The following is a 25,467-nucleotide window of genomic DNA, read 5'->3' as shown; positions in this document are numbered from 1 at the left end:
ATCAACCCAGGGTGATGATCGAACGCGCGTTGTCGCGCCGTCCGATGATGTTCAACAAATTGGAAAGAGCGTCTTCGCGGCCGGGCGCGGCACTGGCTTCGCCGTTGAAGCGAAAGGAAGTGCCGGTCCAGCTGCCGCTGCCGTTGAGCTCGAGGCTGCCCTCGCGCGTGCTCAGCAGCAGCGTGGGGCGGCTGCCGCCTTCGAGCGTGAGCCGGTAGCTGCCCATCGGCCGCAGCGTCGACAGGCTGGAGGAAACATCGGTGGCGTCGAGCGTCGCCTGGCCGGCGATGCGCAGCGCGGGGCCGTCCCACTGCATCGAGAAGGCCTTGGTGTTCAGGTCGAGCGCGCCTTCGAGCTTGAGCGTGTTCCACGGCGCGCCCAGCCCCATGAGCAGGGTGGCGGGCCAGCGCGAGCGGCTGTCCTGCCAGGCGAGCTGCATGCCGCCGGCGCGCGGACTGGCCTTGAGTTCGATCGGCTGCGCGGCGCAGCACGGCAGATCGAGGCTGGCGGCGATGCCGTTCCAGCTCGGGCGCATGCGCCAGTGCAGCAGGCCAGGCAGCGACACCGCCTGCATGCCGCCCGCGCCGCTGGCGAGGACCACGGCGGCCGTGCCGTTCCATACGGTGCCACGCGGGTTGGTCAGCACGAGGCGGCCCTGGCTCCAGCTCGACAGCGCCGCCGACAGCCAGCGGGCCGGCGCGAACAGCACCACCGCCAGCAGCACGCCGGTGACGGCGCCGAGCAGGGCCCAGCGCCAGCCGCGGCGGGGTCGGGGTTCGGGGATCGGAGGGCGGCTCAGCATGCGGGTCGTCTGCCGTTCTTTCTCAGCGCGCCGCGGGCAGCGCCATGACGACAGTGCCGTCCCAGCGGACCTGCGGTGTCCTGGGCGCGTCCTTGGCGGCGGGCGAAGATGGCGGCGGCGTCGAGGCCGGCGCGCGGGTCAGGTGGACTTCGCGCGGCACCGCATGCGCATTGCCGCGGGCCTGGCCGAGCCACTGGGCGACGGTGGCGGCGGGCGCCGCGCGCAGCGAGACGGTGGCGGCGCCGTCACCTCCCGATGCCATGAGCTGCGCGTTGCTCGTGCCCAGGCTCTCGCGCACGGAGGTTTCGAGCGCGCGCATCGCGTCGTCGCGGTTCAGGCGGGGCTGCGACTGCAGGGCCTTGGCGCGGGCCTGCAGGGTGGCCATCTGCTGCAGCTGCGCATCGAGCTGAGCGTGTTCGGCCGGCGCCGCGGACAGTGTGCGCAGCGCGGGAGCGAGCGCGATCCACCAGAGCAGGGCCAGCGCCACGAGGGCCGCGGCGGCATAGACCATGCGGCGCTCGCGCACTTCCAGGGTGGCCCAGCGGGCCTTGAGCTGTTCGCTGAAGTTCATCGGTTGGCCTCGGCCTGTACCAGCAGGAGGTCGCCTTCGGTGCGCACGTTGTAGCCGCGTGGCGCCATCGCATTGGTGATCTGCGAGACCTCCGACGGCTGCAGCCCGAGGCCGCGCAGGCGCAGCTGGCCGGCGCTGTAATCGACGGCGCTCGGTACCTTGCCGGGCGGCAGGACGCCGGCAAGAGCACCGACCATGGGTTCGAAGTCGCTGTTCGCCACGTCGCCCACGGCCTGCTGCAGCGATGCGACCTCGCGTTGCATCTGCACCGGCGCGTCGACCACGATCTTCACGGAGGGAAAGGTCTGCGTCAGCATCGCCTTGGCGGCCTGGCGCTTCGATTCGAGCGCGTTGCGCTCCTTCCAGGCCCAGGCGTTCAGGCCGATCAGCTGGGTCAGCAGCAGCGCGACCACGCCCCAGCGCGCGGCGCGCCATTCGGGCGCATAGCGCAATGTTTGAATCACCGAGGCGAACTTCTTGCCGGCACGCGCGCGGCCGGTGACCGCGAGGTCGAACTGAGCGAGCTCCCAGGGCGTGCGCGCGGCCTGCAGCCAGCGCTGCGGCGACTGCACGATGGGCACGCGGCGCTGCAGCAGCGATTCGGCGGCCTCGGCCACGGCGGGTTCGGTGGAGATGACGGCGGTGTCCAGCGGCAGGCCGTCCGACAGCGCCAGCCCCGCGCCGGCCAGCGGCAGCGAGACCACGCCGTCGGCGTCGCACACCGTGAGCCGCGGCGCCTCGGGTTCGCCGGTGACCAGCAGCAGCGGCGGACCGTCGGCCGGCTGCGGCGTGAATTCGGGAACGATGCGCACCACGCGCCGGCCGGCCGCTTCGAGCCCGTGCACGATGCTGCGCAGCCAGATGCGGTTGCAGGCCGCGACCCAAACGGGCGCGCCGGCCTTGGCGTCGGGCTCGAGCGCGAAGTGCAGGGCCTCGGGCTCGTCGAGCAGGTGTTCTTCGAGAAGGCCGTCGAGCACGGCGCGCAGCTTCGAGGCGCTGCCCATGCTGCCCTTGGGCAGCGTGATGCGGTGCCAGGAGAGCGCGGCGGAAGGAATGCCGAGCATGACCTCCGGGCTCGAGGGCAGCAGCGCCAGCAACGCCCGGCCCTGGTTGCGCAATGCAATGCCGTCGTCGCCTGCCTGGGCCCAGTCGTACTCGCCCGCGGCATCGGCCGGAGGGAGGGGGGCAATGAGCAGCAGGGGAGTCATGTGGATCTTGGAAAAGCCGGTGATTGTAGGTGCGCGTCCGACACGATGGCGCTCTGTTTTTCATAGCGTATCACGCTGATGTGACGCGCTCTGGAAGGCTTTTTGGCTACAAATAATGCATCGAAATCAGGGTTTGACCGGAGTGAGCGTTGCGCCGGCGCCGCGCGTGCGCCAGATCGTCGTCACCGTGACACCGCTTCGCTGTAGCAACGAGCGTTCCTCCACGTAGGTGCGATCGAGCCGCAGCTTGCCGTAGACCTCGAAGAACTGTGTGCCCACGCCGTGCTGGGCCGCGTTGAAGGGCGCGCTGCCGCTGGGCAGGGCGGCGTTGGCGGCGGCGATGTCCTTGAAGAAGGCGCGCGAGCGGCGGTCCACCAGCTGGCGCGCGCTGGCGATGTTGAGCGACTCCATGCTGGCGCTGATCGCCTCGGCGCTCGCGGTATTGAGGTTGAGCGTGGTCTTCACCGGCAGGATCGTCACGTAGGGCTCGAGCGCCGCGGCCGTCGAGGCCGACAGACCCAGCCACACCAGCTGCGAGACCTGCTGCGGCATGAGCGGCGCGGCGCTGGAATCGACACCGCTGCTGCTGCCGTCGGTCGCAGTGCCCGTGGCAAGCGCGGCAGCGAGGCCAGTGGTCATCAGGCTGAGCTCCGACACGGGCAGGCCCAGCAGGTTGAACAGCCGCGTGAAGGTGGCGACGGCCGCCGGCACCGGCTTGCCGTTGTCGACCAGCGAAAGCACATTGAGCTTGGACTGCGCATCGACGATGCGGCCCGAGAGAAAGGCGTCGGGCAGTCCTTCGAGGTTGTCGCTCGCCACGTTCTTCTCGGCCGAGAGGAAACTGGTGAGCCGCGCCTCTTCCAGCGGCACGGCCCAGGGCTCGCCCAGGTGGTCGGGGCCGCCGGCGCGGCCGTCTTCGCCGAGGATGAGGCGCGACCAGTCGAGCGCGCCGATCAGCACCCAGGCCGCCTGCACGCGCGCCCGCTCGGCGCCTTCGACCTCGGCCGAGCGCCATTGCTGCCACAGCGCCGCGGCGGCGAAGGTCGCCACCAGCATCACGGTCAGCATCGCGGCGAGCAGGGCGGCGCCGCGCTGGCGCGATCGCTTGCTGCCGTCGTTGGTCCTTGCGGGCGTCTGCGTCATGAGGTTTTCGGCGCTCCGACGGTCGGCTTGACCCAGTCGCGCGTGAGCGTGCCCGAGAGGCCTTCGCCGGGCGGCAGCGTGATGACGAGGCGTACGCCGTCCGGCATGGCGACGACGGGGCCCGAGGGGTTGTTGGGGTTGGGCTGGGTGACGGGCAGCTGGCTGGCCGGCACCCAGCTGTTGTCGCGGAAGAAGAAGATCTGCCAGCTGTTGGCCGGCACCAGCGCCACGTCGCTGTAGCCGCCGTTCGAGCCGGCGCCGCCGTCCTGCGCCCAGGCGGCCGCCAGGTTCCAGGCCTGCTGCCATTCGCCGCGCGTGGTGAAGGGCAGCGATTGCCAGCGCCGCCAGCGCACGCCGTCGGGGCCGGACTTCAGCGTCCACGCCACCACCTGCACCGACAGCGCGGTGTCGTTGCTGCCGCGGCGCGTGAGCCGCAGCACCCGGCCGTCCCAGTCGATGGGGCGGGTCTGGGCGAGCGTGGTCACGGCGTCGAGGTCGGCTCCCCATTGCGCCAGCGTGGCCTGCAGCGTGAGCACGGCGTCGGCGCGCTGCTGGTTCTGGGTGGTGGCGCGCGACATGCTGTCGAGCCCGCGCCAGCTCACCAGCGAGAGCAGTGCCATCACCGCGATGGCGACAAGCAGCTCGATCAGCGTGAAGCCGCGCGCGGTGCGAGCGCCAGGGTGTCGCTGCATCGCTCAGTACCTCCCCACCACGGTGGAGATGCGCAGGATGGGCGAGTCGGCCTGGTCGCGCACCTGCACGTCGACGCGCCGGAAGTTCGGGTTCAGCGTAGGGATGGTCGAGGTGGTCACGTTGAACGAGATGCCGGCCTGCAGGCAGATCGACCCCGAGTCGCCCACCGCCGGCATCTGGCGCGAGAGGCGGGCCTTGGCCAGCTCGTTCTCGGCGCACAGGTCGGCCAGCACGAGGTCGGACTGGCGCTGCGCATTGCGTGTGAGCGACATGGTGGCCTGCGAGCCCGCGGCCAGCGCGATCGCGACGATGCCGAGTGCGATCAGCACCTCGATCAGCGTGAAGCCGCCGATGCGGGAGCGCGAAGCAAGCGGGCGCCGCGTATTTCTCATTGAACCGCCGAGACGGTGAAGGGGCGCACCCCGTCGGTTGACACGCGCAGCGCGCGCGCGGGCGGGCCGGCGGAATAGAGCATGACCTGCTGCGCCGCGATGATCGGGTCGGGCCCGAGCTGCAGTGCCGGAATCAGCGTGCCGTTGGCGAGCGACACCTGGGCGGTGATGCCGTCGGCGGCCCAGCCGTCGGGCAGCGAGCCAGGCAGCAGGCCGTCGAACCTGAAACTGCCTTCCACCGGCCGCCAACGCACCACGATGCCGCTGGCGCGCGACTGGGCGCGAGCCGATTCGAGCAGGGCGGCCAGGCGGTCGGCTTCTCGGTCGAGGTTGGCGGCGTTGGTGTCGCGGATGGCGAAGCTCACGGCGGCGGTGGCGATCGCGATGATGGCGATCACCACGATCAGCTCCAGCAGCGTGAAGCCGCCTGGCCGTTGGAGGCGGCGTGAATGGGGAGTGCGGAGCGGCGCGTCCGAGCCGCCGCTGCTACTGCCAGCTGCCGATGTCGGCATTCTTGCCCTCGCCGCCGCTCTGGCCGTCGGCGCCGAACGAGAGCACGTCGATCTCGCCCTTGATGCCCGGGTTCAGGTACTGGTAGGGGTGGCCCCAGGGATCGTTGGGCAGCTTCTCGACGTAGGGCTTCCAGTTGGGGGCGGCCGGACCGGTGGTCGGGCGGGTGAGCAGCGCCTGCAGGCCCTGCTCGGCGGTGGGATAGCGCTGGTTGTCCAGGCGGTAGAGCTTGAGCGCCTGCATCAGGTTGTTGATGTCGGTCCGGGCGGCAGTCACGCGGGCGTCGTCGGCGCGCTCGATCACGTTCGGGACGATGAGTGCCGCCAGCACGCCGATGATGACCAGCACGACCATCAGTTCGATCAGCGTGAAGCCGCGTTGGGCGGTACGGGTGGCGGCACGAAGGAATTTGTTCATAGCTTGGGCAGACATGATTCGGAAGGCGCGCTGCATGATAATCCGCGGCCATGACAAGTCCTTACTCCGCCGCCCGCTGGCATGCCCCACTTGCAACGACGGGGCTTTGGGCGCTGGCGGCCGGTGCCGCGGTGTTCTGGGCGCTGCGGCTGGCGTCGCCGACCGATGCCGTCGCCGCTGCCGCGACCATGCCCCGGCCCTCGGTGGCGGCGGACTCCGACTCGGTGGCGCGTCTGCTGGGCGTGCTGCCCGAGTCCCGCACGGCGCCTGTGGCCCCGGAAGCCGCCAGCCGCTTCGCGTTGTCCGGTGTGGTGGCCGATCCTTCTAGGCAGGGAGCGGCGCTGATTTCCATCGATGGCAAGCCGCCGCGGCCGTTCCGCGTCGGCTCGACGGTCGGCGAGAGCTACGTGCTGCAGTCGGTCGGTCTGCGCTCGGCGACGATCGGATTGCGTGCCGATGGCCCGGCGGCATTCACGCTGCAGCTGCCGGTGCGTGCGCCGATCAGCGTTTCCACTCCCGCGCTGGCGGCGGCACCGATGGTGGCTGTGCCGCCCCCGGCCATGCCCGCCGTGGCGGCTCCGCCGCAGATGCATCAGCAGCAGATGCAGCCTCCTCCGCCGCCGCCGGGAGGCTCGCTGCTTCAGCAACAGCAGCAACCGGCCGCCATGGCAGCGCCACCGCAGCAGCAACAGGCGGCTGCCCAGTAACTTTTTTCAGAATTTCGGTTCGATGAAGCGAAGCCGGCCTTGCGCCGACTTCTGCTTTTTCAGGCCTGGAGGAAGAGCCGGTAGGCCGGATTGGCGGTTTCCTCGACGTAGGGATAGCCCAGGGTCTTGAGAAAGGCGTCGAACTCGGCGGATTCGCCGGCCGGCACCTGCAGGCCGACGAGGATGCGGCCGTAGTCCGCGCCCTGGTTGCGGTAGTGGAACAGGCTGATGTTCCAGCTCGGCTGCATCAGGCTCAGGAACTTGAGCAGAGCGCCCGGCCGCTCGGGGAACACGAAGCGCAGCAGGCGCTCGTCGTGCGCAAGGCCGGTGCGTCCACCCACCAGATGCCGCAGATGCTCCTTGGCGAGTTCGTCGTGCGTGAGGTCGAGCGCGTCGAATCCGTGCGCGGCGAAGGTCCGTGCGATGACGGCCGATTCGCCCCGCGTCGAGGTCGTGAGGCCGACGAACACATGCGCCTTGGCTGCATCGCTTATGCGGTAGTTGAACTCCGTCACGTTGCGCAGCGCGCCGCCGCCGGTGCCCGGAGCTTCCGAATCGCTGGCGGGCATCTCGCCGATCAGTTCGCAGAAGCGGCGGAAGCTGCCGCGCTCTTCGGGCATGGTGACGGCAAACAGGGCTTCACGTTCTTCGCCGACCTCGGCGCGTTCGGCTACGAAACGCAGCCGGTCGAAGTTCATGTTCGCGCCGCACAGGATCGCCGCATAGGTTTCGCCATGGCGGCCATGCTGCGCGACGTATTCCTTGATGGCAGCGACCGCCAGCGCACCCGCGGGCTCGACGATGCTGCGCGTGTCCACGAAGATGTCCTTGATGGCGGCGCACACGGCATCGGTGTCGACGGCGATGTAGTCGTCGACCAGGTCGCTGGCGATGCGGAAGGTTTCCTCGCCGACGAGCTTGACGGCCGTGCCGTCCGAGAACAGGCCGACATCGGGAAGGTTCACGCGCTGGTGGGCCGCGACCGATTGCATCATCGCGTCGGAGTCGTTCATCTGCACGCCGATCACCTTGACCTCGGGGCGCACCGCCTTGATGTAGTTGGCCACGCCGGAGATCAGGCCGCCGCCGCCGATCGCAACGAACACCGCATCCAGCGGGCCCTGGTGCTGCCGCAGTATTTCCATGGCGATGGTGCCCTGGCCCGCGATGACGTCCGGGTCGTCGAAGGGATGCACGAAGGTCAGGTTTTGCTTTGTCTGCAAATCGAGTGCGTGCAGATAAGCATCCGAATAGCTGTCGCCATGCAGCACGATTTCTCCGCCGAAACCGCGCACCGCATCGATTTTGAGTTTCGGAGTGGTCACCGGCATCACGATCACCGCTCGCGTGCCGAGCTTGCGGGCACCCAATGCAACGCCTTGTGCGTGATTGCCGGCCGATGCGCAAATCACGCCGCTTGCCAATTGGGCTGCGCTCAGATGAGCCATCTTGTTATAGGCGCCGCGCAGCTTGAAGCTGAAAACCGGTTGCTGGTCTTCGCGCTTCAATAGAACTGTGTTGCCGAGTCGCTCGCTCAGCGCGCGCGCTTTCTCCAGCGCGGACTCGACAGCAACGTCGTAGACCCGGGCATTGAGAATTTTTCTGAGATAGTCGGCGGGCGTCAGCGTTGTTTTAAGAGGTGCGTCTTGCACGATTTTTTTCCAAGGGAGTTTTCATTTGCTAACTGCCGATGATAAGAGGCATCGAGATTGCATGCGAGATATGGCATGGACACAAATGTCATAAACCTCCTCCACAAGGCGCCAGCTGCAAATGATTCGGGATTTTTTGGACGCACCTATCCCGCGATCCATATGGCCGCCGATCAAATTACAAATGAGCAAAATCTGTTATCAATTTCTGTCAGCGACCTTTCGAAGAGGCTGATGCAGGCGGAAGCCGCGCGCGTTCAGAGAAAGGAAATCGGGCGTGCCACGTGGCAAGTGATGGGCAACAGATTGCGTGCGCACATCGTTCCGTTGCTGGGTGATGTGCCGGCGCAGTCGTTTGCAACGGCTGACGCGCAACGCCTGATCGATCACCTCGGCGAACAGGGTTTCACCAGCACGACCATTGCCCAGTACCTGGTGCTGCTGCGCAAGGTCGTGATGCATGGCGTCCACATCGGCGCGCTTCGCGATGCGCCTGCATTCCCGAAGGTCAAGGTGCGCAGCCAGCCGCGTGGCAGCTTCAGCGTTGCGGAGTACCGCGCGATCATCAGGACTGCGCGCAGCTTGCGCGGGCACTCGCACCCGGTGCTCGATCAACTGGCGGCGGGAGAGCGTTTCTGGATAGCGCGCGAACTGCTCGTGATGCCGGACGAACTGCCTTGGCTGGTCCGCTGGATGGTGAACACCTTCGTGCGTCCGAGCGACATCAAGTTCATGAAGCACAAGCACATCGAAGTCGTGCGCGGCAAGCACGTCTATCTGCGGATGAACCTGCCGGAGACCAAGCGGCACAGCCAGCCCATCGTGAGCCTGTGCCCTGCCGTGCGGGTTTACGAATGCCTGCTCGGCTATCGAGCGGAGCGTGGATATGGTGGCGCGGAAGACTACGTCTTCATGCCGCAACTGAAGAACCGCGAGCACGCCCTGGCGGTGCTCAACTTCTTCTTCCACTGGGTGCTCGAAAAGGCGGGGCTCGAGAAGGGGCCACTGGGCCAGTCGAGGACCTTGTACTGCCTGCGCCATACCGCCATCACGTTGCGGCTTCTGTACGGGCAAGGAATCGACATGCTGACATTGGCGCGCAATGCGCGCACGAGCGTCAATATGGTCGAGCGTTTCTACGCGTCGGTGCTGAGCGGAGAAATGAATGTGGGGTTGCTGCAGAGCCGGCGTAGCCGGGCAACCTGAAACGGGACGGGGGAAACGACAAAAAGCCGCCCGGCGCGAGCCGGGCGACTTGAGGCTTGGTTGCCGCTTCGAACTGGCAGGAGCCAGCATCGGGGTCAGGCAAAGAACTTGAAAGTTCGACGGTCAGAACGCGTGGCGAATGCCGAAGTCGTAGCCCGTCGACGTCTTCGGCTTGAACACGTTTTCGGAGGCCTGGTAGAAGCCAGGGCCGCCTACCGTCAGCGATGCGCCGTTCTTGTTGCTGACACGAGCGATGGTCGCGTACAGAGCCGTTCGCTTCGACAGGTTGTGCACGTAGCCCAGCGCGAGCTTGTTCGCCTTCGGATCGCGATTGTTCAAGCCGAACGGATTGAACGGCTGGTTGTAGTCGTACTTGACGGCCGAATAAGACGCACGGATGAGTCCTGCGCCGACGGGGACGGTCACACCGAGCAGGTAGCCGTTCAGATCCACGTCGGGGCGGGCTCCGATGATGGGCGTGATTGCATAGTCGCGCGAATTCTTGGCACGCGACAGTTCGCCGAACAGCTTGACAGGACCGAAGTCGTAGGAAGCACCCAGGTTGAACGTCTTCACGTAGTCCGTGGTACCTGCGTAGTACTGATCGGCGACCGTGCTGCTGCCGTATGCCACTGCGACGTCCAGCGGGCCATTCGCATAGCCGAAGCGACCACCGACGTAGCGCCCGGCGCGGCTCTTGGAGGTGCTGCTGTCCTTGGGTGTGAACCCGCCGTTGCTGTACTTGTCGTTCTCGTGGAAAGCGTACATCACCTGGCCATAGAAGCCGCCCAGGTTGGGCGGCAGGAAGTAGCCGATGGAGTTGCTGGCACGGGCATAGTTCTGGTTGCCCCCGAAGCCGCCGGTGTCCTTGGCGCCATAGGTCTCGGCGTTGTAGCCGTTGGCCGTGAATATCAGGTTGGCGCCCACACCGTTGGTGCCGAAGGGGTCGAAGACGGTGTCGTTCCAGAACGTCGGGGTGTAGTCTCGACCGATGCGCAGTTCACCAAACCCGCCCGACAGGCTCACGGTCGAGCGACGAGCAAACGTCGAAATGCCGGTAGCGCCGTCGTCAGCAGTGATGGGAGCTTCGAGCCAGAAGCTGGCGGCCAGACCGCCGCCCAGATCTTCAGTGCCGCGGAAGCCAAGGCGGCTCGAGTTGTACCCAGAATTGAACACCCCCGTACGGCTGACCTTGACGCTGCCCCGGTTCGTGTAAGTGGCTGCCCCGAAGCTGTTGGGCAGAACGGTAGGCTTCAGATCACGCGAACTCGACGAGTAGCCGCTGATCGACGCGTCGACCACACCAAACAGCGTGACGGACGACTGAGCCGAGGCAACACCGGCAACAGCCAGGGCAGCCAGAGCAACTGCCCTTTTCGAGTGAAAGCTAGAGTGGTGACAGGGCGGACAAGGCCGTTCGGGCAAGAAAAAAGCCCCGAGCTTTGCAGCTCGGGGCTAAATCCACCAATTGGAAGGGTGGAGGAGACAACTGGGTGCGCATACGTTTGCGCAATGAAATAAAGTATATCGACTGTTTGTTGCGTTGCAACAAGCGAGTGATGCTTTTCCCACACACAAATGGATGTTGGCGTGCATTTTGCCCTGCATCCCAGACCTGGAAACCCGAAAACCATGGAATGCACAGTAAGTTGGACCGGCGATGCCGGCACGCGATCGGCCATGGGCTTCGTTGCCGAGACGGGCAGCGGCCACATCCTGATGATGGACGGCGCCCCCGATGCCGCGAAGCCCGAGAATGGCGGCCAGAACCTGGCGGCGCGGCCGATGGAGACCGTTCTGGCCGGTACCGGTGGGTGCACCGCCTATGACGTGGTGCTGATCCTGAAGCGCGGACGGCACCGTGTAGAACGCTGCAGCGTCAAGCTGACCAGCGAGCGCGCCGAGAAAGATCCCAAGGTCTTCACCAAGATCCATATGCATTTCACCGTGGCGGGCAAGGGAATCCCGGCCTCCGCCGTGGAACGCGCGATTGCCCTGAGCCACGACACCTATTGCTCCGCCAGCATCATGCTGGCGAAGACGGCCGAGATCACCACCAGTTTCGACCTGATCGAAACCTGAGCCGCTCAGCCTAGATGCGGTGTGCCAGCGTGGTCATCACGCGGGAGGCGGCACGCATCATCGCCTTGGCTGGCGCCGGCAACTCCGCCGCGCCGGCGTCGACGGCCTGCGACGCATGGCGGGCTTCGTCGACTTTCATCTGCTCGACCACTGCCCTCGAGGCGCTGTCTCCAGATGGCAGGCGGTCGAGGTGGCTGTCCAGGTGGGCCTCCACCTGGCGTTCGGTTTCCGCGACGAATCCCAGGCTCAGCGGATCTCCCAGTCGGCCCGCGACCAGGCCGAGGCCGAAAGCACCCGCATACCAGAGCGGATTCAGGATCGATGGGCGGGCGCCCAGTTCATCCAGCCGTTGCCGGGTCCATGCTAGGTGGTCGGTTTCTTCGTGCGCCGCCTCGATGAAGCGAGCGCGCAGCGCCGGATCGCGTGCCACAGCCGCCTGGGCCGTGTAAAGCGCCTGGGCGCAGACTTCGCCGACGTGGTTCACGCGCATCAGGGCCCCGGCTTCCCGACGCTCTGCTTCGCTCAATTCGCCCGTCGCCTGGGAGGGTGCTGGAATCGCCCGGGTAGCGTGGGGGCGGGCAAAAAGCGTGCGCAACGCCGAATCTGCCGCGGTCAGAACTGAGTCGATCATGAGCGTCATGGGGCTATTTGAACCCACATGGGAAATGCCCCGCCACCGGTGCACGATTTTTCACAATATGGTGTATCTCAGGGCATAAGTCCTTTGTTGCAGGCGTGCAACGAAACGCGCGGGCCATCCAAGATTTCGGGCGATTTGTTTTGCCCTGCCGCAGCGGCTCTGGTGCAATAGCATCAACTTCCCAAAAGGAGGTTGGCCCGGGGTCCGGTGGGAGCACAAAAGTGCCAGTCACGGTGAGCCCTTCGCACCGGAGCCCTATGTTTAACCTTGGAGAAACTTGCAATGAAAAAATCTCTAGTTGCTCTGGCTGCCCTGGCTGTTGCCGGTGTTGCCTCGGCTCAGTCGTCCGTCACGCTGTTTGGTGTGGTCGACGCGTCGATCAGCGGCTACTCGAACACCGCGCGCGACGAACGCGCGACCGTTTTCCCCAACGCTTTCGGCATTCCCGTCTACCTGAACCAAGGTTCGGTCAAGACCAGCCGTCGCGTGCTGGCTAACTCGGGTTACAACTCGAGCCGCATCGGCTTCCGTGGTACGGAAGACCTGGGTGGTGGCCTGGCAGCCAGCTTCTGGCTCGAAGCTCCGATCTCCAATGACGACGGCCAACAAGGTATCGCGACGTTCGCTCGTCGCTCGACCGTGAGCCTGTCGGGCGGTTTCGGTGAAATCCGTCTGGGCCGTGACTACACCCCGACGTTCTGGAACGACACCGTGTTCGACCCGTTCGGCACCAACGGCGTTGGTACCAACCTGATCTCGACGGCTAACGATCAGTTCGGCGGCTTCGGCACCCCCGCAGCTTCGACCGCTCCGTTCACCAACGTCGGCTCGAGCAACTACGTCCGCGCCAGCAACACGATCGGCTACTTCCTGCCGCCGAACCTGGGTGGCTTCTATGGCCAAGTCCAGTACGGCTTTGCCGAGAAGACCAAGTACAGCTCGGGCATCTTCACGCCTGACGTTGCTAACAGCCAGCGCCAAGGCCGTTACATCGGCGGCCGCTTCGGCTACGCAAACGGTCCTCTGGACGTTGCACTGGCTTACGGCAGCAGCACGGTTGGCGACCAGTACTACGTTGGCACGACCACCAAGGTCAACACCCTGAACCTGGGCGCTTCGTATGACTTCGGTCCCGTGAAGCTGTTCGGTGAACTGTCGAAGGCCAAGAACAAGATCGACTACGAAGTGACGCCTCTCCTGGGCGGCCGTCCCGACATCGATCTGACCGGCTACCTGCTCGGCGTGACCGTGCCGGTCGGCGCTGGCCTGATCCGCGCTTCGTGGTCGCACGTCAAGTACGACACGAACCAGCCGTTCAACCCGTTCGTGGTCAACAATGCCGATCCGAAGGCTAACAAGATCGCTCTGGGCTACGTGCACAACCTGTCGAAGCGCACGGCTCTGTACGCAACGATCGCTCGCGTCAGCAACAAGAACGGTGCTGGCCTGACGGTTGGCGGCCCTGGCTTCTACAACAACGCAGCTGGCGCCTTCACCCCGAAGAGCTCCACCGGCTACGACTTCGGTATCCGTCACGCTTTCTAATCTGACGCTGGCGCAAGCCAGCTTCGGTTAAAAAGTCAGAAGCCACTCGGCGCAAGCCGAGTGGCTTTTTTTCGTCTGCCCCCGGCGTGAAGCCCCGGGGAAATCACGATGCGCACCCCCGGGGAACCACCGTGCGGGCACGCACCTTGCACTGCTAGCATGCCCGTTCACTTTGCTTGCTGAATGATCGCCTTTGTACTGCGCCGCCTGATCCAGGCCGTGATCGTGATGATCGCGGTCGCGTTCATCGCCTTCCTTCTTTTTCAATACGTCGGCGACCCTGTCGTGTTCCTTCTGGGCCAGGACGCCAAGCCCGAGCAGATCCGCGAGCTGCGCGCCGCATTGGGGCTAGACCAACCCTTCTTCGTGCAGTTCTGGCACTTTCTCGTGAACGCGGCGCAGGGCGAGTTCGGCCTGAGCCTGCGCCAGGGCGCGAAGGTGTCGCGCCTGATCGGCGAGCGCTTCCCGGCCACGCTCGAGCTTGCGCTCGTGGCGGCGGTGCTGGCGCTCTTCATCGGCATCCCGATGGGCGTGTACACCGCGCTGCGCCGCGGCACCTTCATGAGCCAGGTGTTCATGACCGTCTCGCTGCTAGGCGTGTCGCTGCCCACCTTCCTCATCGGCATCCTGCTGATCCTGGTCTTCGCTGTCACGCTGGGCTGGTTCCCGAGCTTCGGCCGCGGCGAGACAGTGAAGTTCGGCTGGTGGACCAGCGGGCTCTTCAGCGCCGATGGCTGGCAGCACATCGTGCTGCCGGCGGTGACGCTGGCGATCTTCCAGCTGACGCTGATCATGCGGCTGGTGCGCGCCGAGATGCTGGAGGTGCTGCGCACCGACTACATCAAGTTCGCGCGCGCACGGGGCCTTTCGAACCGCGCCATCCATTTCGGCCATGCGCTCAAGAACACGCTGGTGCCGGTGATGACCATCACCGGCCTGCAGCTCGGCGGCCTCATCGCCTTCGCGATCATCACCGAGTCGGTGTTCCAGTGGCCCGGCATGGGCCTGCTCTTCATCCAGGCCGTGACCTTCGCCGACATCCCGGTGATGGCCGCCTACCTGTGCCTCATCGCACTGATCTTCGTGGTGATCAACCTCGTGGTCGACATGCTGTATTTCGTGGTCGATCCGCGCCTGCGCGTGGGCAAGGCGGGAGGACACTGACATGGCCGCAGCAGCCACGCCCATGGTCCCGCGCCTGAAGGCCTCCGGCCGTGCCTTCGCGCACATCGCGAACTTCTACCCCGAGATCGAGGCTTTCCGCCGCGACCTCCATGCCCACCCCGAACTCGGTTTCGAGGAGGTCTACACCTCCGGGCGCGTGCGCGAAGCGCTACGCGCCTGCGGCGTCGACGAGATCCACGAGGGCATCGGCAAGACCGGCGTGGTCGGCGTGATCCGCGGCCGCTCGACGGCCAGCGGCCGCATGATCGGCCTGCGCGCCGACATGGACGCGCTGCCGATGCGCGAGGACAACGACTTCGGCTGGCGCTCCGCCTGCGAAGGCCTGATGCACGGCTGCGGCCACGACGGCCACACCGCAATGCTGGTCGGCGCCGCGCGCTACCTCGCCGAGACGCGCGACTTCGACGGCACCGCGGTGCTGATCTTCCAGCCCGGCGAGGAAGGCTTCGCCGGCGCGCGCGTGATGATCGAGGACGGCCTCTTCGACCGCTTCCCGGTCGACGCCGTCTACGCCATGCACAACTGGCCCGCGATGCCGGCCGGCACCGTCGGCATCAACCGCGGCGCGATGATGGCCGCGGCCGACCGCATCACCATCGAGATCAAGGGCAAGGGCGGCCACGGCGCGCACGCCTACCAGACCATCGACCCGGTGATCGTCGCGGCGCACATCATCACGGCGGCGCAAACGATCGTGTCGCGCAACGTGCGCCCGATCGACGCGGCCGTCATCAGCATCTGCGCGATGCAGGCCGGCGACCTCGGCGCGATGAGCGTGGTGCCCGGCGAGGCCACGCTGGTGGGCACCGTGCGCACCTTCAGCTCGCGCGTGCAGGCGCAGGTCGAGCAGCGCCTGAACGAGCTGTGCGCTGCCATCGCCTCCGGCTTCGGCGCCACCGCCAGCGTCAGGTACGAGCGCATCTACCCGGCCACCATCAACACCTCGCCGGAGGCGATGTTCGCCGCCGACGTGGCCGAGTCGCTGGTCGGCGCGCGCAACGTCGAGCGCAGCATGGAGCCCAGCATGGGCGCGGAAGATTTCTCCTTCATGCTGCAGAAGAAGGCCGGCGCCTACCTGCGCATCGGCCAGGACGTGCGCGACGGCGCCTACCTGCACAACAGCCGCTACGACTTCAATGACGAGATCCTGCCGCTCGGCGCCGCGCTGCATGCCGGCCTGATCGAGCAGGGCATGCCGCTCGCCGCTACCCGCGGCGCGCAGCCAGGGAAAGCAGCCGCCACCGCGGCGACGTGATTTGTTCGATTCCAACCCGAGGAGTGTTCCCATGAGTTTCATCAAGAAGAATGTGGCCGCGGCCGCCGTTTTGTGCGCCTTGAGCGCCGTCAGCATGGTCGCCGGCGCGCAGACCATCCGCATCGCGAACCAGGGGGATGCGCTATCGCTGGACCCGCACTCGCTGAACGAATCGCTGCAGCTGAGCGTCACCGCCAACGTCTATGAAACCCTCGTGGGTCGCAACAAGGACCTGACCCTCGCCCCGCTGCTGGCCACCAGCTGGAAGCAGACCTCGCCCAACGTCTGGCGCTTCGAACTGCGCAAGGGCGTTGTCTTCCACGACGGCACGCCGTTCACCGCCGATGACGTGGTCTTCAGCTTCGCGCGCGCCCAGGGCGACGGCTCCGACATGCGCGCCACGCTCAGCGACATCAAGGCGGTGCGCAAGGTCGGCGACCTCGCCGTCGAGATCGAGACCAACGGTCCCTTCCCCATCCTGCCCGACGTGATCTCGTTGACGATGATCATGAGCAAGAAATGGTGCGAGGAGAACCAGGCCACCAAGCCGGTCGACCGCCGCAAGGGCATCGAGAACACGGCTTCGTTCAAGGCCAACGGCACCGGGCCGTTCCGCGTGCGCGAGCGCCAGCCGAACGTGCGCACCGTGTTCACGCGCAACGGCACCTACTGGGGCAAGATCGAAGGCAACGCGCAGGAGATCGTCTTCACGCCCATCGCCAACCCCGCCACCCGCGTGGCCGCGCTGGTCTCCGGTGAAGTCGACGTGATGGAGCCGGTGCCGGTGCAGGACATCGCCCGCATCAACGCCGCGCCCAACGCCCGCGTGATCACCGGCCCCGAGCTGCGCACCATCTTCCTGGGCATGGACCAGAAGCGCGACGAGCTGCAGTACTCGAACATCAAGGGCAAGAACCCGTTCAAGGACAAGCGCGTCCGCCAGGCCTTCTACCAGGCCATCGACATCGCCGGCATCCAGCGCACCGTGATGCGCGGCGCCTCGCGCCCGACCGCGCTGCTGGTGGGCCCCGGCATCAACGGCTGGAGCGCCGAGCAGGACAAGCGCCTGCCCTACGACGTCGATGCCGCCAAGAAGCTGCTGACCGAAGCCGGCTACCCCAACGGCTTCGAGGTGTCGCTGAACTGCCCGAACGACCGCTACGTCAACGACGGCCAAGTCTGCCAGAGCGTGGCCTCCAACCTGGCGAAGATCGGCGTCAAGGTCAACCTCGTGGCCGAAACCAAGGGCACCTACTTCCCGAAGGTGCTGCGCCGCGACACCAGCTTCTACATGCTGGGCTGGACCCCGACCACCTATGACGCGCACAACGCGCTGAGCTCGCTCACCGCCTGCCCCGACGACAAGGGCACGGGCCAGTTCAACCTGGGCGCGTACTGCAACCCCAAGCTCGACGAGCTGACCAAGAAGATCCAGTCGGAAACCGACAAGACCAAGCGCAACGAGATGATCAAGGAGGCGTTCAAGATCCACGCCGACGACGTCGGCCACCTGCCGCTGCATCAGCAGTCGCTGGCCTGGGGCGTGAGCAAGAAGGTCGAGCTGGTGCAGCTGGCTGACAACTTCATGTACTTCAAGTGGATGAGCATCAAGCCCTGATGCCGCCGGCCGCCGGCTGATCGATCGGACAAGGCGGCCTGTCCATGGGCCCGCTTCTTGCGGGCCCATTCCTTTTTGCTTCACGATGAAAATTAACCCCCACGCTTCCCTTGCTGCGCAAGGTCCGCTGCCCCCCGAGGGGGCCGCTTTTCATCTTGGGGCGGCCCGGCGATGAAGAAGACACTCGCTCGTTGGCTCGACAGCGATGTCGGCTACAGCTTCCGCACATCGCCCGTGGCCATGGCCGCGGCGCTGATCGCGCTGGTCTGCGTGTTCTGCGCGGTGTTCGCCGGCTGGGTCTCGCCTCACAACCCCTTCGACCTCGCCACCCTCGAGCTGGGCGACGCGCGGCTACCGCCCGCATGGAGCGCCGAAGGCTCTTCCAAATACCTGCTTGGCACCGACGATCAGGGCCGGGACATCCTCTCGGCCGTGATCTACGGCGCGCGCATCTCGCTGATCGTCGGCCTCGTGTCGGTGGTGCTGTCGGTGGCCGTCGGCGTGGTGCTGGGCCTGCTCGCCGGCTTCTTCGGCGGCTGGCTCGACTCCTTCCTCATGCGCGTGTGCGACGTGATGCTGTCGTTCCCGCCGATCCTGGTCGCGCTGCTGATCGCTGGCGTCGGGCGCGCGCTCTTTCCGGGGGCGCACGAGTCGCTGGCCTTCGGGGTGCTGATCATCTCCATCTCGCTGACCGGCTGGGTGCAATACGCGCGCACGGTGCGCGGCTCCACGCTGGTGGAGCGCAACAAGGAATACGTGCAGGCGGCGCGCGTGACCGGCGTGGCGCCGCTGCGCATCATGTTGCGCCATGTGCTGCCCAACGTGCTGGGGCCGGTGACGGTGCTCGCCACGATCCAGGTGGCGACGGCGATCATCACCGAGGCCACGCTGTCCTTCCTGGGCGTGGGCGTGCCGCCGACCTCGCCCTCGCTGGGCACGCTCATCAGCATCGGCAACCAGTACCTGTTCTCGGGCGAGTGGTGGATCACGGTGTTTCCGGGCCTGATGCTGGTGCTGATCGCGCTCAGCGTGAACCTGCTGGGCGACTGGCTGCGCGACGCGCTCAATCCCAGGCTCAGATGATCACCCCCAGTCTTCGCGCACTTCGTGTCGCTTCGCCAACCCCCTTGCAGGGGGCAACACCTGCGGCCCGGCAAAGCCGGTTCCGCGGTGTTCCTGATATGTCACCCCGTGGAGTTCGGTGGAAGGTAGCGTCATGAGCCTGTTGCAAGTCAAAGACCTCGTCGTCGAATTCCCCCATCGCCGCGGCACGCTGCGCGCGCTGGACCGCATTTCCTTCGACATCGCGCCCGGTGAAATCCTCGGCGTGGTGGGCGAATCGGGCGCCGGCAAGTCGCTCACGGGCGCGGCCATCATCGGCCTGCTGGAGCCGCCGGGGCGCGTGGCCGGCGGCGAGATCGTGCTGGAGGGCCAGCGCATCGACAACCTCGGCTTCGAGGCGATGCGGCCCATTCGCGGCCGAAAGATCGGCGCGATCTTCCAGGACCCGCTGACCTCGCTGAACCCGCTCTACACCGTGGGCCGCCAGCTGGTGGAAACCATCCGCGCGCACTTGCCGGTGACCGAGGCCGAGGCACGCAAGCGCGCCATCGGCCTGCTGCAGGACACCGGCATCCCGGCGGCCGAGCAGCGCATCGACCACTTCCCGCACCAGTTCTCCGGCGGCATGCGCCAGCGCGTGGTGATCGCGCTCGCGCTCGCGGCCGAGCCCAAGCTCATCGTGGCCGACGAGCCGACCACCGCGCTCGACGTGTCGATCCAGGCGCAGATCATCCAACTGCTCAAGCAGGTCTGCAAGGAACGTGGCGCGGCGGTGATGCTGATCACGCACGACATGGGCGTGATCGCCGAGACCTGCGATCGCGTGGCCGTGATGTATGCCGGGCGGATCGCCGAGATCGGTCCGGTGCACGAAGTCATCCACCAGCCCGCGCACCCCTACACCTCGGGCCTGATGGGCTCGATTCCCGACATGACCAGCGACCGCGAGCGCCTCAACCAGATCGACGGCGCGATGCCGCGGCTCAATGCCATCCCGGCCGGCTGCGCCTACAACCCGCGCTGCCCGCGCACCTTCGCGCGCTGCCTGGTGGAGCGGCCCGAGCTCATGCATGCCGGCGCCACTCGCGCCGCCTGCTGGCTGCACGACGCCGCCGATCCGCATGCAGGCCAGGCCGAGATCGCCGCGAGGCACCACGACGCGATGGCGGCGGGCGAACGCGCCACGCCCGAAGCGGCCGAGACCATCGTGGAGGTAACCAGATGAGCGCTGCCGTGAACGAGCCGCTCGTCGTCGCCCACGACCTCGCGCGCACCTTCGACGTCTCGCCGCCCTGGCTCAACCGCGTGCTCGAACGCAAGCCGCGCGTGCTGCTGCACGCGGTGGACGGCGTGAGCTTTTCCATCGAGCGCGGCAAGACGCTGGCGCTGGTGGGCGAGTCAGGCTGCGGCAAGAGCACCGTGGCGCGCCTGCTGGTGGGGCTTTATGCGCCCACGCGCGGCGGGCTGAAGTTCGACGGGCAGGACGCGCACGCCGCCTTCAAGACCGCCGAAGGCCGCAAGCTGCGCCGGCGCATCCAGATGATCTTCCAGGACCCGTATGCGAGCCTCAACCCGCGCTGGATCGTGGAAGACATCATCGGCGAGCCGCTGCGCGAGCACGACATCCTCAGCGACAAGGCCGCGCTGCGCGAGCGCGTGGGCGAGCTGCTGAAGTCGGTCGGCCTCTCGCCGCTGGACATGAGCAAGTACCCGCACCAGTTCTCCGGCGGCCAGCGCCAGCGCATCTCCATCGCGCGCGCGCTCGCCACGCAGCCCGAGTTCCTGGTGTGCGACGAGCCCACTTCCGCGCTCGACGTGAGCGTGCAGGCGCAGGTGCTCAACATCATGAAGGACCTGCAGCGCGAGCAGGGCCTGACCTACCTCTTCATCTCGCACAACCTCGCCGTGGTGCGCCACGTGGCCGACCAGGTCGGCGTGATGTACCTGGGCCGGCTGGTCGAGGTGGCGGACAAGCAGGACCTGTTCTCGGCACCGCGCCATCCGTACACGCGCATGCTGCTGGACGCCATCCCGCAGATGAAGCAGACCGGCCGCGCCCGCACCCCGGTGCAGGGCGAGGTCCCGAACCCGCTGAACCCGCCCGCGGGCTGTGCCTTTCATCCGCGCTGCCCGCATGCGAATGCGCGCTGCTCGGCGGAGCGGCCGAAGCTCTCGAGCATCGGGGGCGTGCAGGTGGCCTGCCACGCGGTGGAAGAAGGGCGGCTGTGAGCGGGGCCGCCGTGATCGGCTGGCCTGAACACTTTCCGTATCGCCCGCACCTGCGTTTCTGCTCGCTGGGCAACGAGAACGTCGCGGAGGTCATGCAGAGCTTCCGCCTCGCCTGCGAGCGGCTCGGCTACACCACCAGCGTCGAGACAACGCCTAGCGTCGACAACGCCGACATCAACCTGTTCTTCTTCGCGATGGGGCTTTCGCTGCCATCCGACGAGGAACTGCCGCCCAACGCCATCGTCGTCAACTTCGAGCCTGCGCTGCCCCAGTTGCTGGAGCGCATGCCCGGCTACCGGCGCCTGCTCGAGCGCGCCTACGTGTGGGAATACAGCCTGGAGAACATGGCGCATCACCAGGCGCTGGGTATCCTCAGGTCCGACTACGTGCCGCTGAGCTTCGAGCCCCTGGCGACGCCGCTGGTGCCGGAGGCCCAAGTGCTGGACGACGCGCAGCAGGACATCGACGTCATCTTCTTCGGCGAAACCACGCCCCGGCGCCTGCAGGTGCTGGAAGCGCTGAAGTCCGCCGGGCTGCGCGTGGCCCATCCCTTCGGCACGCCATGGACGCCCGCGCAGCGCGATGCCCTGCTGCCGCGCGCCAAGGTCGGCCTGAACATGCGCAAGGACGACAGCACGGCCACAGCCGAGCTGCCGCGCCTGTCGATCCTGCTTCGCCATCGCAAGGCGGTGGTGTCCGAGCTGTATCCGCATTCGGAGATTCCTGCCGTGCTCAGGAGTGCGGTCGAAGGATGTGCGAAGGAAGAACTCGTCGTTCGGGTGCGCGCGCTGGTGGCCGATGCCCCGCGGCGGCGCGAGCTGGAAAGGGCTGGTCCGCGGGCGCTGGAAAGCCTGCCACCGCAGCACACGATTCTGGCTGGCACGATGCGCCGTTACCTCGCTGCCACGTCACAGCGGCTGGCGAGCCGCCGGGCGGTGGCGGCGACCGACCACGTCTCTAGGGGTTCCGTCCTGATGGTCACCCGCGACGATGCGGCCCATGTGGCGGACGCGCTCGATTCGATCGCAGCACAGACACTGGCTCCTCATCGCATCGTCGTGGTCGACGATGCTTCGTCTGACGGCACGGTGGCCGTGATTCGCGAGCGGATGAACTCCGATCCGCGCCTCGCAGGGCTTCGGCTGCTGCAGGCCCCCGAGCCGATGGGCCGGGCGGCGGCCGCGCAATGGGGCCTGTCGCAGGCAGAGGGCGACTGGCTCGCCCTCTGGTCTCCCGACGTGCGCGCGGAAGCGAACCGGTTGCAGGTGCAAGCCGCGTTCCTTCAGGGCTCGCCGGCCGTTGGCGCAATGGGGGCCTGGCAATCCTCCGGGGATGCCGGAATCCGGCGCCTGCCGGAGATGCACGGGCATATCCTGGCTGGCCTGCTGGCGCATATGCCATGCGAGCAGCCCTTGCAGATGGGCAGCCTGATGTTCTCGCTGCTCCGCATCAGGCAGCTTGGCCTGGGCTTCGATGCCACCTTCGGCCGCTTCGCATGGATGGGCCTGCTGATTGCGCTCGTCGCCGACGATGCCCTGCTGGCCAACCTGGACGTCGTGCTGGGGCGGGAACGGGGCATCGCGCCGGAAGCCCCGACCGAAGCCGACGTCGTCGCGCTCTTCCACGTCCGTGAACGGCTGCTGCCGCTGATCTTTCCGGGCCTCCCATCGGCCGATGCCCGCAGGCTCGCACGCCTCTACGGCCAGCATTGGGCGCCCGACGCATCCGACGCCACGGCCCTGCTGCGTGAGATGGCGTCGGCCTGCGAGCGGCATGAGGACGTCCACGTCGTGACCGCGCTGCGCCGCGAATGCCTGCGAGTGCTCGATGTGTACGCCGCGAACGGGCGCCTCCCGCCGGGCTATGTCGACGAACTGATGCGCGAACCGCTGCTGCGCGATTTCCTGGCGCCGCTGGGAGAGCGGCTGCTGTCGTTCGCGCCCGCGGAGAGCCTTTTGGTTTCATGAATAAAAGTGTGCGCAAAGGCACTGCCTCGCGCGCGAAACGGTTGCAGAGTCCGGCCATGCCACTGACGACGACGCTTTCAACTTCCGGATCGGGCCGCCGCGGCTTCCTGATGGGCACCGCGCTCGGTGCGACCGCGGTGCTGGCTTCGCTGGCCTGCAGCGTGCAGGCCGCGGGCACGGCCGGGCGCCGCATGCCGGTGATTTTCATAGGCCACGGCTCGCCGATGAACGCCATCACCGACAACGCCTTCACGCGCCGGCTGGCGGCGTGGGGCAGGGAGCTGCCGCGGCCGTCGGCGATCCTCAGCGTGTCGGCGCACTGGCTCAGCCGGGGCGCCACCGGGGTCGGCGTGCAGGAGCGGCCGAAGACGATCCACGACTTCGGTGGTTTTCCCCAGGCACTGTTCGACATCGAGTACCCCGCACCAGGTCATCCAGGGCTCGCCCGCGAGACCGTCGGGGTGGTGAAGCAGGCGCCGGTCATCGCCACCGACCAGTGGGGCCTGGACCACGGCACGTGGACGGTGCTGAACTACCTCTACCCCAAGGCCGACATTCCGGTGTTCCAGCTGAGCATCGACTACGACAAGCCTGCCGCCTTCCACTACGCAGTGGGGCGCGACCTGGCCGCGTTGCGCAACAAGGGCGTGCTGGTGATGGGCAGCGGCAACGTGGTTCACAACCTGCGCGCCACCGACCGTGGCACGCCGGACGGCCTGCGCGCGAGCCGGCCGTGGGCGCAGTCTTTCGACGATGCGGTGAAGTCGGCGCTCGCGGGCCGGGACGATCGGGCGCTGGTCGACTACGCGAAGCTGGAAGGCGCATCGACCGCGGTGGCGACGCCCGATCACTACTACCCGTTCCTCTACGCGCTGGGCGCCGCCGGAAGCAGCGAGCGCGCGAAGACGGTCTACGAGGGGTTCCAGTCGGGCACGCTCAGCATGCGTTGCCTGCAGTTCGGCTGAGCTTTGGCCCGGCTGGGGGCAGCGCTTACTGCTCCTCGCCCCACGAGAAGCCGTCGCGCGCGATCATCGCGCTCGATGCGCTCGGCCCCCAGGTGCCGGCCGCATAGGGACGCGGGCCGCCGTCCGACTCCCAGCTGTCGAGCAGCGGCTCGACCCAGCGCCATGCTTCTTCCTGCTCGTCGCTGCGCACGAACAGGTTCAGCCGGCCGTCGATCACGTCCAGCAGCAGGCGCTCGTAGGCGCCCACGCGCTCGGAGCCGAAGCGCTTGTCGAAGTCGAGGTCGAGCTGCACGGGCGCCAACTGCGCGGCCGTGCTCTGGTTGCCGTTGGTGCGCTGGCGGTTGTCCTGGGCCTGCGCGAGCATGTGCAGCTCCAGCCCGTCCTTGGGCTGCAGGTTGATCACCAGCTTGTTGACGTTGCCGGCCGGCGCGCGGTAGATGGCGTGCGGCGTGGGCCTGAAGTTGACCTCGATGCGCGCGTCGCGCGAGGCCAGGCGCTTGCCGGTGCGGATGTAGAAGGGCACGCCGGCCCAGCGCCAGTTGGCGATCTCGGTGCGCAGCGCCACGAAGGTCTCGGTGCGGCTGTCGGGGCTCACGCCCGGCTCGTCGCGGTAGCCCTGCACCCGCTCGCCGTAGGCCGTGCCGGCCGTGTACTGGCCGCGCACCGTGTGCAGGCCCAGGGTTTCGGGTGTCCAGGGCTTGAGTGCGCGCAGAACCTTGAGTTTTTCGTCGCGGATGGCGTCGGCGTGCGAGTTGATCGGCGGCTCCATGCCGATCGCGCACAGCAGCTGCAGCGCGTGGTTCTGCACCATGTCGCGCAGCGCGCCGGTCTGGTCGTAGAAGGCGCCGCGCTTTTCCACGCCCAGGTCTTCGGCGATGGTGATCTGGATGTTGGCGATGTGCTCGCGGCGCCAGATGGGCTCGAACAGCGCATTGCCGAAGCGCATCGCGAACAGGTTCTGCACCGAGGGCTTGCCGAGGTAGTGGTCGATGCGAAAGACCTGCTTCTCCTCGAGCACCTTGCCCACGGCGGAGTTGATGGCGCGGTTGGAGGCCAGGTCGTGGCCCAGCGGCTTCTCGAGCACGATGCGGGTGCGCGGGCCGTTCAGGCCGGCCGCGGCGATCTGCTCGACCACCTGGGTGAAGAGCGCCGGGGCGGTGGCCACGTACATCACGACCGTCTTGGCGTCGCGCTGCTTGAGCAGGTCGGCCAGGCGGGCGTAGTCGTCGGGCTTGGAGAGGTCCATGCGCAGGTAGTGCAGCATGGAGGCGAACTTCTTGAACTCCTCGGGCGAGGGCCGCTTGGCGCCTTCGACGGCGCTGAAGCGCGACTGGATCAGCTCCCGGTACTGGTCGTCCGACAGGTCGTCCCGCGCCACGCCGACGATGCGCCCGTCGGGTGGCAGGCTGCCGTGGCGGAATGCCTGGAACAGCGCGGGCATGAGCTTGCGCCACGCGAGATCGCCAGTACCGCCGAACAGAACGAGATCGAAGCTCATGAGAAAACTTTCCTTCCTTGTCTGAATGCCTGGCCAGGCCGCCCCGGTCGCGACTCCTCGTCGCAAAGGCGACTGCGCCACCCGCGATGGTACTTGTACGGATTCGCGAAGCCTGTACTA

Annotated in this window: 24 protein-coding genes; 12 read left to right on the top strand and 12 right to left on the bottom strand. The window is 67.0% G+C overall.

The window, feature by feature from the left end:
- Position 1: 1 nt before the first annotated feature.
- From gspN to gspG, 8 genes are all read right to left on the bottom strand, one after another.
- Positions 2–802 (bottom strand): type II secretion system protein N, encoded by an 801-nt coding sequence (gene gspN / locus ACAM57_RS26350; RefSeq protein WP_126025676.1) that lies wholly within the window; start codon positions 800–802, stop codon positions 2–4.
- 22 nt (positions 803–824) lie between these two features.
- Positions 825–1,373, bottom strand: a complete 549-nt coding sequence (gspM, locus tag ACAM57_RS26345) for a type II secretion system protein GspM (protein WP_126025677.1) — start codon at positions 1,371–1,373, stop codon at positions 825–827.
- Positions 1,370–2,581 (bottom strand): type II secretion system protein GspL, encoded by a 1,212-nt coding sequence (gspL, locus tag ACAM57_RS26340; protein ID WP_126025678.1) that lies wholly within the window; start codon positions 2,579–2,581, stop codon positions 1,370–1,372. The genes gspM and gspL overlap by 4 nt, the downstream gene beginning before the upstream one ends.
- A 126-nt stretch (positions 2,582–2,707) precedes the next feature.
- Complete coding sequence (gene gspK, locus ACAM57_RS26335) at positions 2,708–3,724, bottom strand: type II secretion system minor pseudopilin GspK (protein WP_184634985.1); 1,017 nt, start codon at positions 3,722–3,724, stop codon at positions 2,708–2,710.
- A complete protein-coding gene (locus ACAM57_RS26330; RefSeq protein ID WP_369659487.1) occupies positions 3,721–4,416 on the bottom strand; it encodes a type II secretion system protein J in 696 nt (231 codons plus the stop codon). Before ACAM57_RS26330 ends, gspK begins: the two co-directional genes overlap by 4 nt.
- Positions 4,417–4,419: 3 nt before the next feature.
- Complete coding sequence (gene gspI, locus ACAM57_RS26325) at positions 4,420–4,809, bottom strand: type II secretion system minor pseudopilin GspI (RefSeq protein ID WP_126025681.1); 390 nt, start codon at positions 4,807–4,809, stop codon at positions 4,420–4,422.
- On the bottom strand, positions 4,806–5,321 hold the full coding sequence (locus ACAM57_RS26320) for a prepilin-type N-terminal cleavage/methylation domain-containing protein (protein WP_369659486.1): 516 nt from the start codon (positions 5,319–5,321) through the stop codon (positions 4,806–4,808). The genes gspI and ACAM57_RS26320 overlap by 4 nt, the downstream gene beginning before the upstream one ends.
- On the bottom strand, positions 5,296–5,736 hold the full coding sequence (gene gspG, locus ACAM57_RS26315) for a type II secretion system major pseudopilin GspG (RefSeq protein WP_184634988.1): 441 nt from the start codon (positions 5,734–5,736) through the stop codon (positions 5,296–5,298). The genes ACAM57_RS26320 and gspG overlap by 26 nt, the downstream gene beginning before the upstream one ends.
- 50 nt (positions 5,737–5,786) lie before the next feature.
- Between gspG and ACAM57_RS26310 the strand changes: the two genes are divergently transcribed.
- The gene (locus ACAM57_RS26310; RefSeq protein WP_369659485.1) at positions 5,787–6,443 is read left to right on the top strand and encodes a hypothetical protein; all 657 of its coding nucleotides are present in this window, start codon (positions 5,787–5,789) and stop codon (positions 6,441–6,443) included.
- A 59-nt stretch (positions 6,444–6,502) separates the two neighbouring features.
- Here the strand turns inward: ACAM57_RS26310 and ilvA are convergent, their stop codons facing one another.
- A complete protein-coding gene (ilvA, locus tag ACAM57_RS26305) occupies positions 6,503–8,095 on the bottom strand; it encodes a threonine ammonia-lyase, biosynthetic (protein WP_369659484.1) in 1,593 nt (530 codons plus the stop codon).
- 75 nt (positions 8,096–8,170) lie between these two features.
- Between ilvA and ACAM57_RS26300 the strand changes: the two genes are divergently transcribed.
- The gene (locus ACAM57_RS26300; protein ID WP_369659483.1) at positions 8,171–9,301 is read left to right on the top strand and encodes a hypothetical protein; all 1,131 of its coding nucleotides are present in this window, start codon (positions 8,171–8,173) and stop codon (positions 9,299–9,301) included.
- A gap of 123 nt (positions 9,302–9,424) precedes the next feature.
- Here the strand turns inward: ACAM57_RS26300 and ACAM57_RS26295 are convergent, their stop codons facing one another.
- Positions 9,425–10,663, bottom strand: a complete 1,239-nt coding sequence (locus tag ACAM57_RS26295) for a porin (RefSeq protein WP_369662481.1) — start codon at positions 10,661–10,663, stop codon at positions 9,425–9,427.
- Between the two features lie 270 nt (positions 10,664–10,933).
- Here ACAM57_RS26295 and ACAM57_RS26290 point away from each other — a divergent pair, with 270 nt between their 5' ends.
- A complete protein-coding gene (locus ACAM57_RS26290; RefSeq protein ID WP_369662480.1) occupies positions 10,934–11,383 on the top strand; it encodes an OsmC family protein in 450 nt (149 codons plus the stop codon).
- A 10-nt stretch (positions 11,384–11,393) separates the two neighbouring features.
- On the opposite strand, the gene coq7 is transcribed toward ACAM57_RS26290, so the two are convergent.
- The gene (gene coq7, locus ACAM57_RS26285; RefSeq protein ID WP_126025688.1) at positions 11,394–12,023 is read right to left on the bottom strand and encodes a 2-polyprenyl-3-methyl-6-methoxy-1,4-benzoquinone monooxygenase; all 630 of its coding nucleotides are present in this window, start codon (positions 12,021–12,023) and stop codon (positions 11,394–11,396) included.
- 282 nt (positions 12,024–12,305) lie between these two features.
- Between coq7 and ACAM57_RS26280 the strand changes: the two genes are divergently transcribed.
- The 9 genes from ACAM57_RS26280 to ygiD all read left to right on the top strand — a co-directional run bounded on the left by ACAM57_RS26280 (position 12,306) and on the right by ygiD (position 23,849).
- Entirely contained in the window at positions 12,306–13,568 is a 1,263-nt protein-coding gene (locus ACAM57_RS26280) for a porin (protein ID WP_369659482.1), read from the top strand.
- A gap of 183 nt (positions 13,569–13,751) precedes the next feature.
- Positions 13,752–14,732: an ABC transporter permease gene (locus tag ACAM57_RS26275; protein WP_184634997.1), complete on the top strand. Its 981-nt coding sequence runs from the start codon at positions 13,752–13,754 to the stop codon at positions 14,730–14,732.
- A 1-nt stretch (position 14,733) separates the two neighbouring features.
- Positions 14,734–16,008: a M20 aminoacylase family protein gene (locus ACAM57_RS26270; protein ID WP_369659481.1), complete on the top strand. Its 1,275-nt coding sequence runs from the start codon at positions 14,734–14,736 to the stop codon at positions 16,006–16,008.
- Positions 16,009–16,039: 31 nt separating this feature from the next.
- The gene (locus tag ACAM57_RS26265; protein WP_369659480.1) at positions 16,040–17,626 is read left to right on the top strand and encodes an ABC transporter substrate-binding protein; all 1,587 of its coding nucleotides are present in this window, start codon (positions 16,040–16,042) and stop codon (positions 17,624–17,626) included.
- Between the two features lie 171 nt (positions 17,627–17,797).
- Positions 17,798–18,709 carry an ABC transporter permease gene (locus ACAM57_RS26260; protein ID WP_126025693.1) on the top strand — a complete coding sequence of 304 codons (912 nt, stop codon included), beginning with the start codon at positions 17,798–17,800 and terminating at the stop codon, positions 18,707–18,709.
- A gap of 133 nt (positions 18,710–18,842) precedes the next feature.
- A complete protein-coding gene (locus ACAM57_RS26255; protein WP_126025694.1) occupies positions 18,843–19,913 on the top strand; it encodes an ABC transporter ATP-binding protein in 1,071 nt (356 codons plus the stop codon).
- Positions 19,910–20,917, top strand: a complete 1,008-nt coding sequence (locus ACAM57_RS26250) for an ABC transporter ATP-binding protein (protein ID WP_369659479.1) — start codon at positions 19,910–19,912, stop codon at positions 20,915–20,917. Before ACAM57_RS26255 ends, ACAM57_RS26250 begins: the two co-directional genes overlap by 4 nt.
- Positions 20,914–22,884 (top strand): glycosyltransferase family 2 protein, encoded by a 1,971-nt coding sequence (locus tag ACAM57_RS26245; protein ID WP_369659478.1) that lies wholly within the window; start codon positions 20,914–20,916, stop codon positions 22,882–22,884. The genes ACAM57_RS26250 and ACAM57_RS26245 overlap by 4 nt, the downstream gene beginning before the upstream one ends.
- Positions 22,885–22,940: 56 nt before the next feature.
- The gene (gene ygiD / locus ACAM57_RS26240) at positions 22,941–23,849 is read left to right on the top strand and encodes a 4,5-DOPA dioxygenase extradiol (RefSeq protein ID WP_369659477.1); all 909 of its coding nucleotides are present in this window, start codon (positions 22,941–22,943) and stop codon (positions 23,847–23,849) included.
- Positions 23,850–23,874: 25 nt separating this feature from the next.
- Here ygiD and zwf read toward each other — a convergent pair whose 3' ends face one another.
- The gene (zwf, locus tag ACAM57_RS26235; protein WP_126025697.1) at positions 23,875–25,347 is read right to left on the bottom strand and encodes a glucose-6-phosphate dehydrogenase; all 1,473 of its coding nucleotides are present in this window, start codon (positions 25,345–25,347) and stop codon (positions 23,875–23,877) included.
- Positions 25,348–25,467: the final 120 nt, after the last annotated feature.

It is taken from the genome of Variovorax sp. V15, assembly GCF_041154425.1.
Lineage (GTDB): Bacteria > Pseudomonadota > Gammaproteobacteria > Burkholderiales > Burkholderiaceae_C > Variovorax > Variovorax guangxiensis.
This window is presented reverse-complemented; position numbering and strand designations above follow the sequence as displayed.

Bases quoted from the DNA above. Each gene is read 5' to 3' on its own strand.
- gspL (WP_126025678.1), bottom strand. From the start codon at position 2,581: ATGACTCCCCTGCTGCTCATTGCCCCCCTCCCTCCGGCCGATGCCGCG.
- ACAM57_RS26330 (WP_369659487.1), bottom strand. From the start codon at position 4,416: ATGCAGCGACACCCTGGCGCTCGCACCGCGCGCGGCTTCACGCTGATC.
- ACAM57_RS26270 (WP_369659481.1), top strand. From the start codon at position 14,734: ATGGCCGCAGCAGCCACGCCCATGGTCCCGCGCCTGAAGGCCTCCGGC.
- ACAM57_RS26265 (WP_369659480.1), top strand. From the start codon at position 16,040: ATGAGTTTCATCAAGAAGAATGTGGCCGCGGCCGCCGTTTTGTGCGCC.
- ACAM57_RS26310 (WP_369659485.1), top strand. From the start codon at position 5,787: ATGACAAGTCCTTACTCCGCCGCCCGCTGGCATGCCCCACTTGCAACG.
- gspI (WP_126025681.1), bottom strand. From the start codon at position 4,809: ATGAGAAATACGCGGCGCCCGCTTGCTTCGCGCTCCCGCATCGGCGGC.
- ACAM57_RS26300 (WP_369659483.1), top strand. From the start codon at position 8,171: ATGGACACAAATGTCATAAACCTCCTCCACAAGGCGCCAGCTGCAAAT.
- gspG (WP_184634988.1), bottom strand. From the start codon at position 5,736: ATGAACAAATTCCTTCGTGCCGCCACCCGTACCGCCCAACGCGGCTTC.
- ACAM57_RS26275 (WP_184634997.1), top strand. From the start codon at position 13,752: ATGATCGCCTTTGTACTGCGCCGCCTGATCCAGGCCGTGATCGTGATG.
- coq7 (WP_126025688.1), bottom strand. From the start codon at position 12,023: ATGACGCTCATGATCGACTCAGTTCTGACCGCGGCAGATTCGGCGTTG.
- ACAM57_RS26320 (WP_369659486.1), bottom strand. From the start codon at position 5,321: ATGCCGACATCGGCAGCTGGCAGTAGCAGCGGCGGCTCGGACGCGCCG.
- ACAM57_RS26250 (WP_369659479.1), top strand. From the start codon at position 19,910: ATGAGCGCTGCCGTGAACGAGCCGCTCGTCGTCGCCCACGACCTCGCG.
- gspK (WP_184634985.1), bottom strand. From the start codon at position 3,724: ATGACGCAGACGCCCGCAAGGACCAACGACGGCAGCAAGCGATCGCGC.
- gspM (WP_126025677.1), bottom strand. From the start codon at position 1,373: ATGAACTTCAGCGAACAGCTCAAGGCCCGCTGGGCCACCCTGGAAGTG.
- gspN (WP_126025676.1), bottom strand. From the start codon at position 802: ATGCTGAGCCGCCCTCCGATCCCCGAACCCCGACCCCGCCGCGGCTGG.
- ACAM57_RS26255 (WP_126025694.1), top strand. From the start codon at position 18,843: ATGAGCCTGTTGCAAGTCAAAGACCTCGTCGTCGAATTCCCCCATCGC.
- ACAM57_RS26280 (WP_369659482.1), top strand. From the start codon at position 12,306: ATGAAAAAATCTCTAGTTGCTCTGGCTGCCCTGGCTGTTGCCGGTGTT.
- ACAM57_RS26260 (WP_126025693.1), top strand. From the start codon at position 17,798: ATGAAGAAGACACTCGCTCGTTGGCTCGACAGCGATGTCGGCTACAGC.
- zwf (WP_126025697.1), bottom strand. From the start codon at position 25,347: ATGAGCTTCGATCTCGTTCTGTTCGGCGGTACTGGCGATCTCGCGTGG.
- ygiD (WP_369659477.1), top strand. From the start codon at position 22,941: ATGCCACTGACGACGACGCTTTCAACTTCCGGATCGGGCCGCCGCGGC.
- ACAM57_RS26290 (WP_369662480.1), top strand. From the start codon at position 10,934: ATGGAATGCACAGTAAGTTGGACCGGCGATGCCGGCACGCGATCGGCC.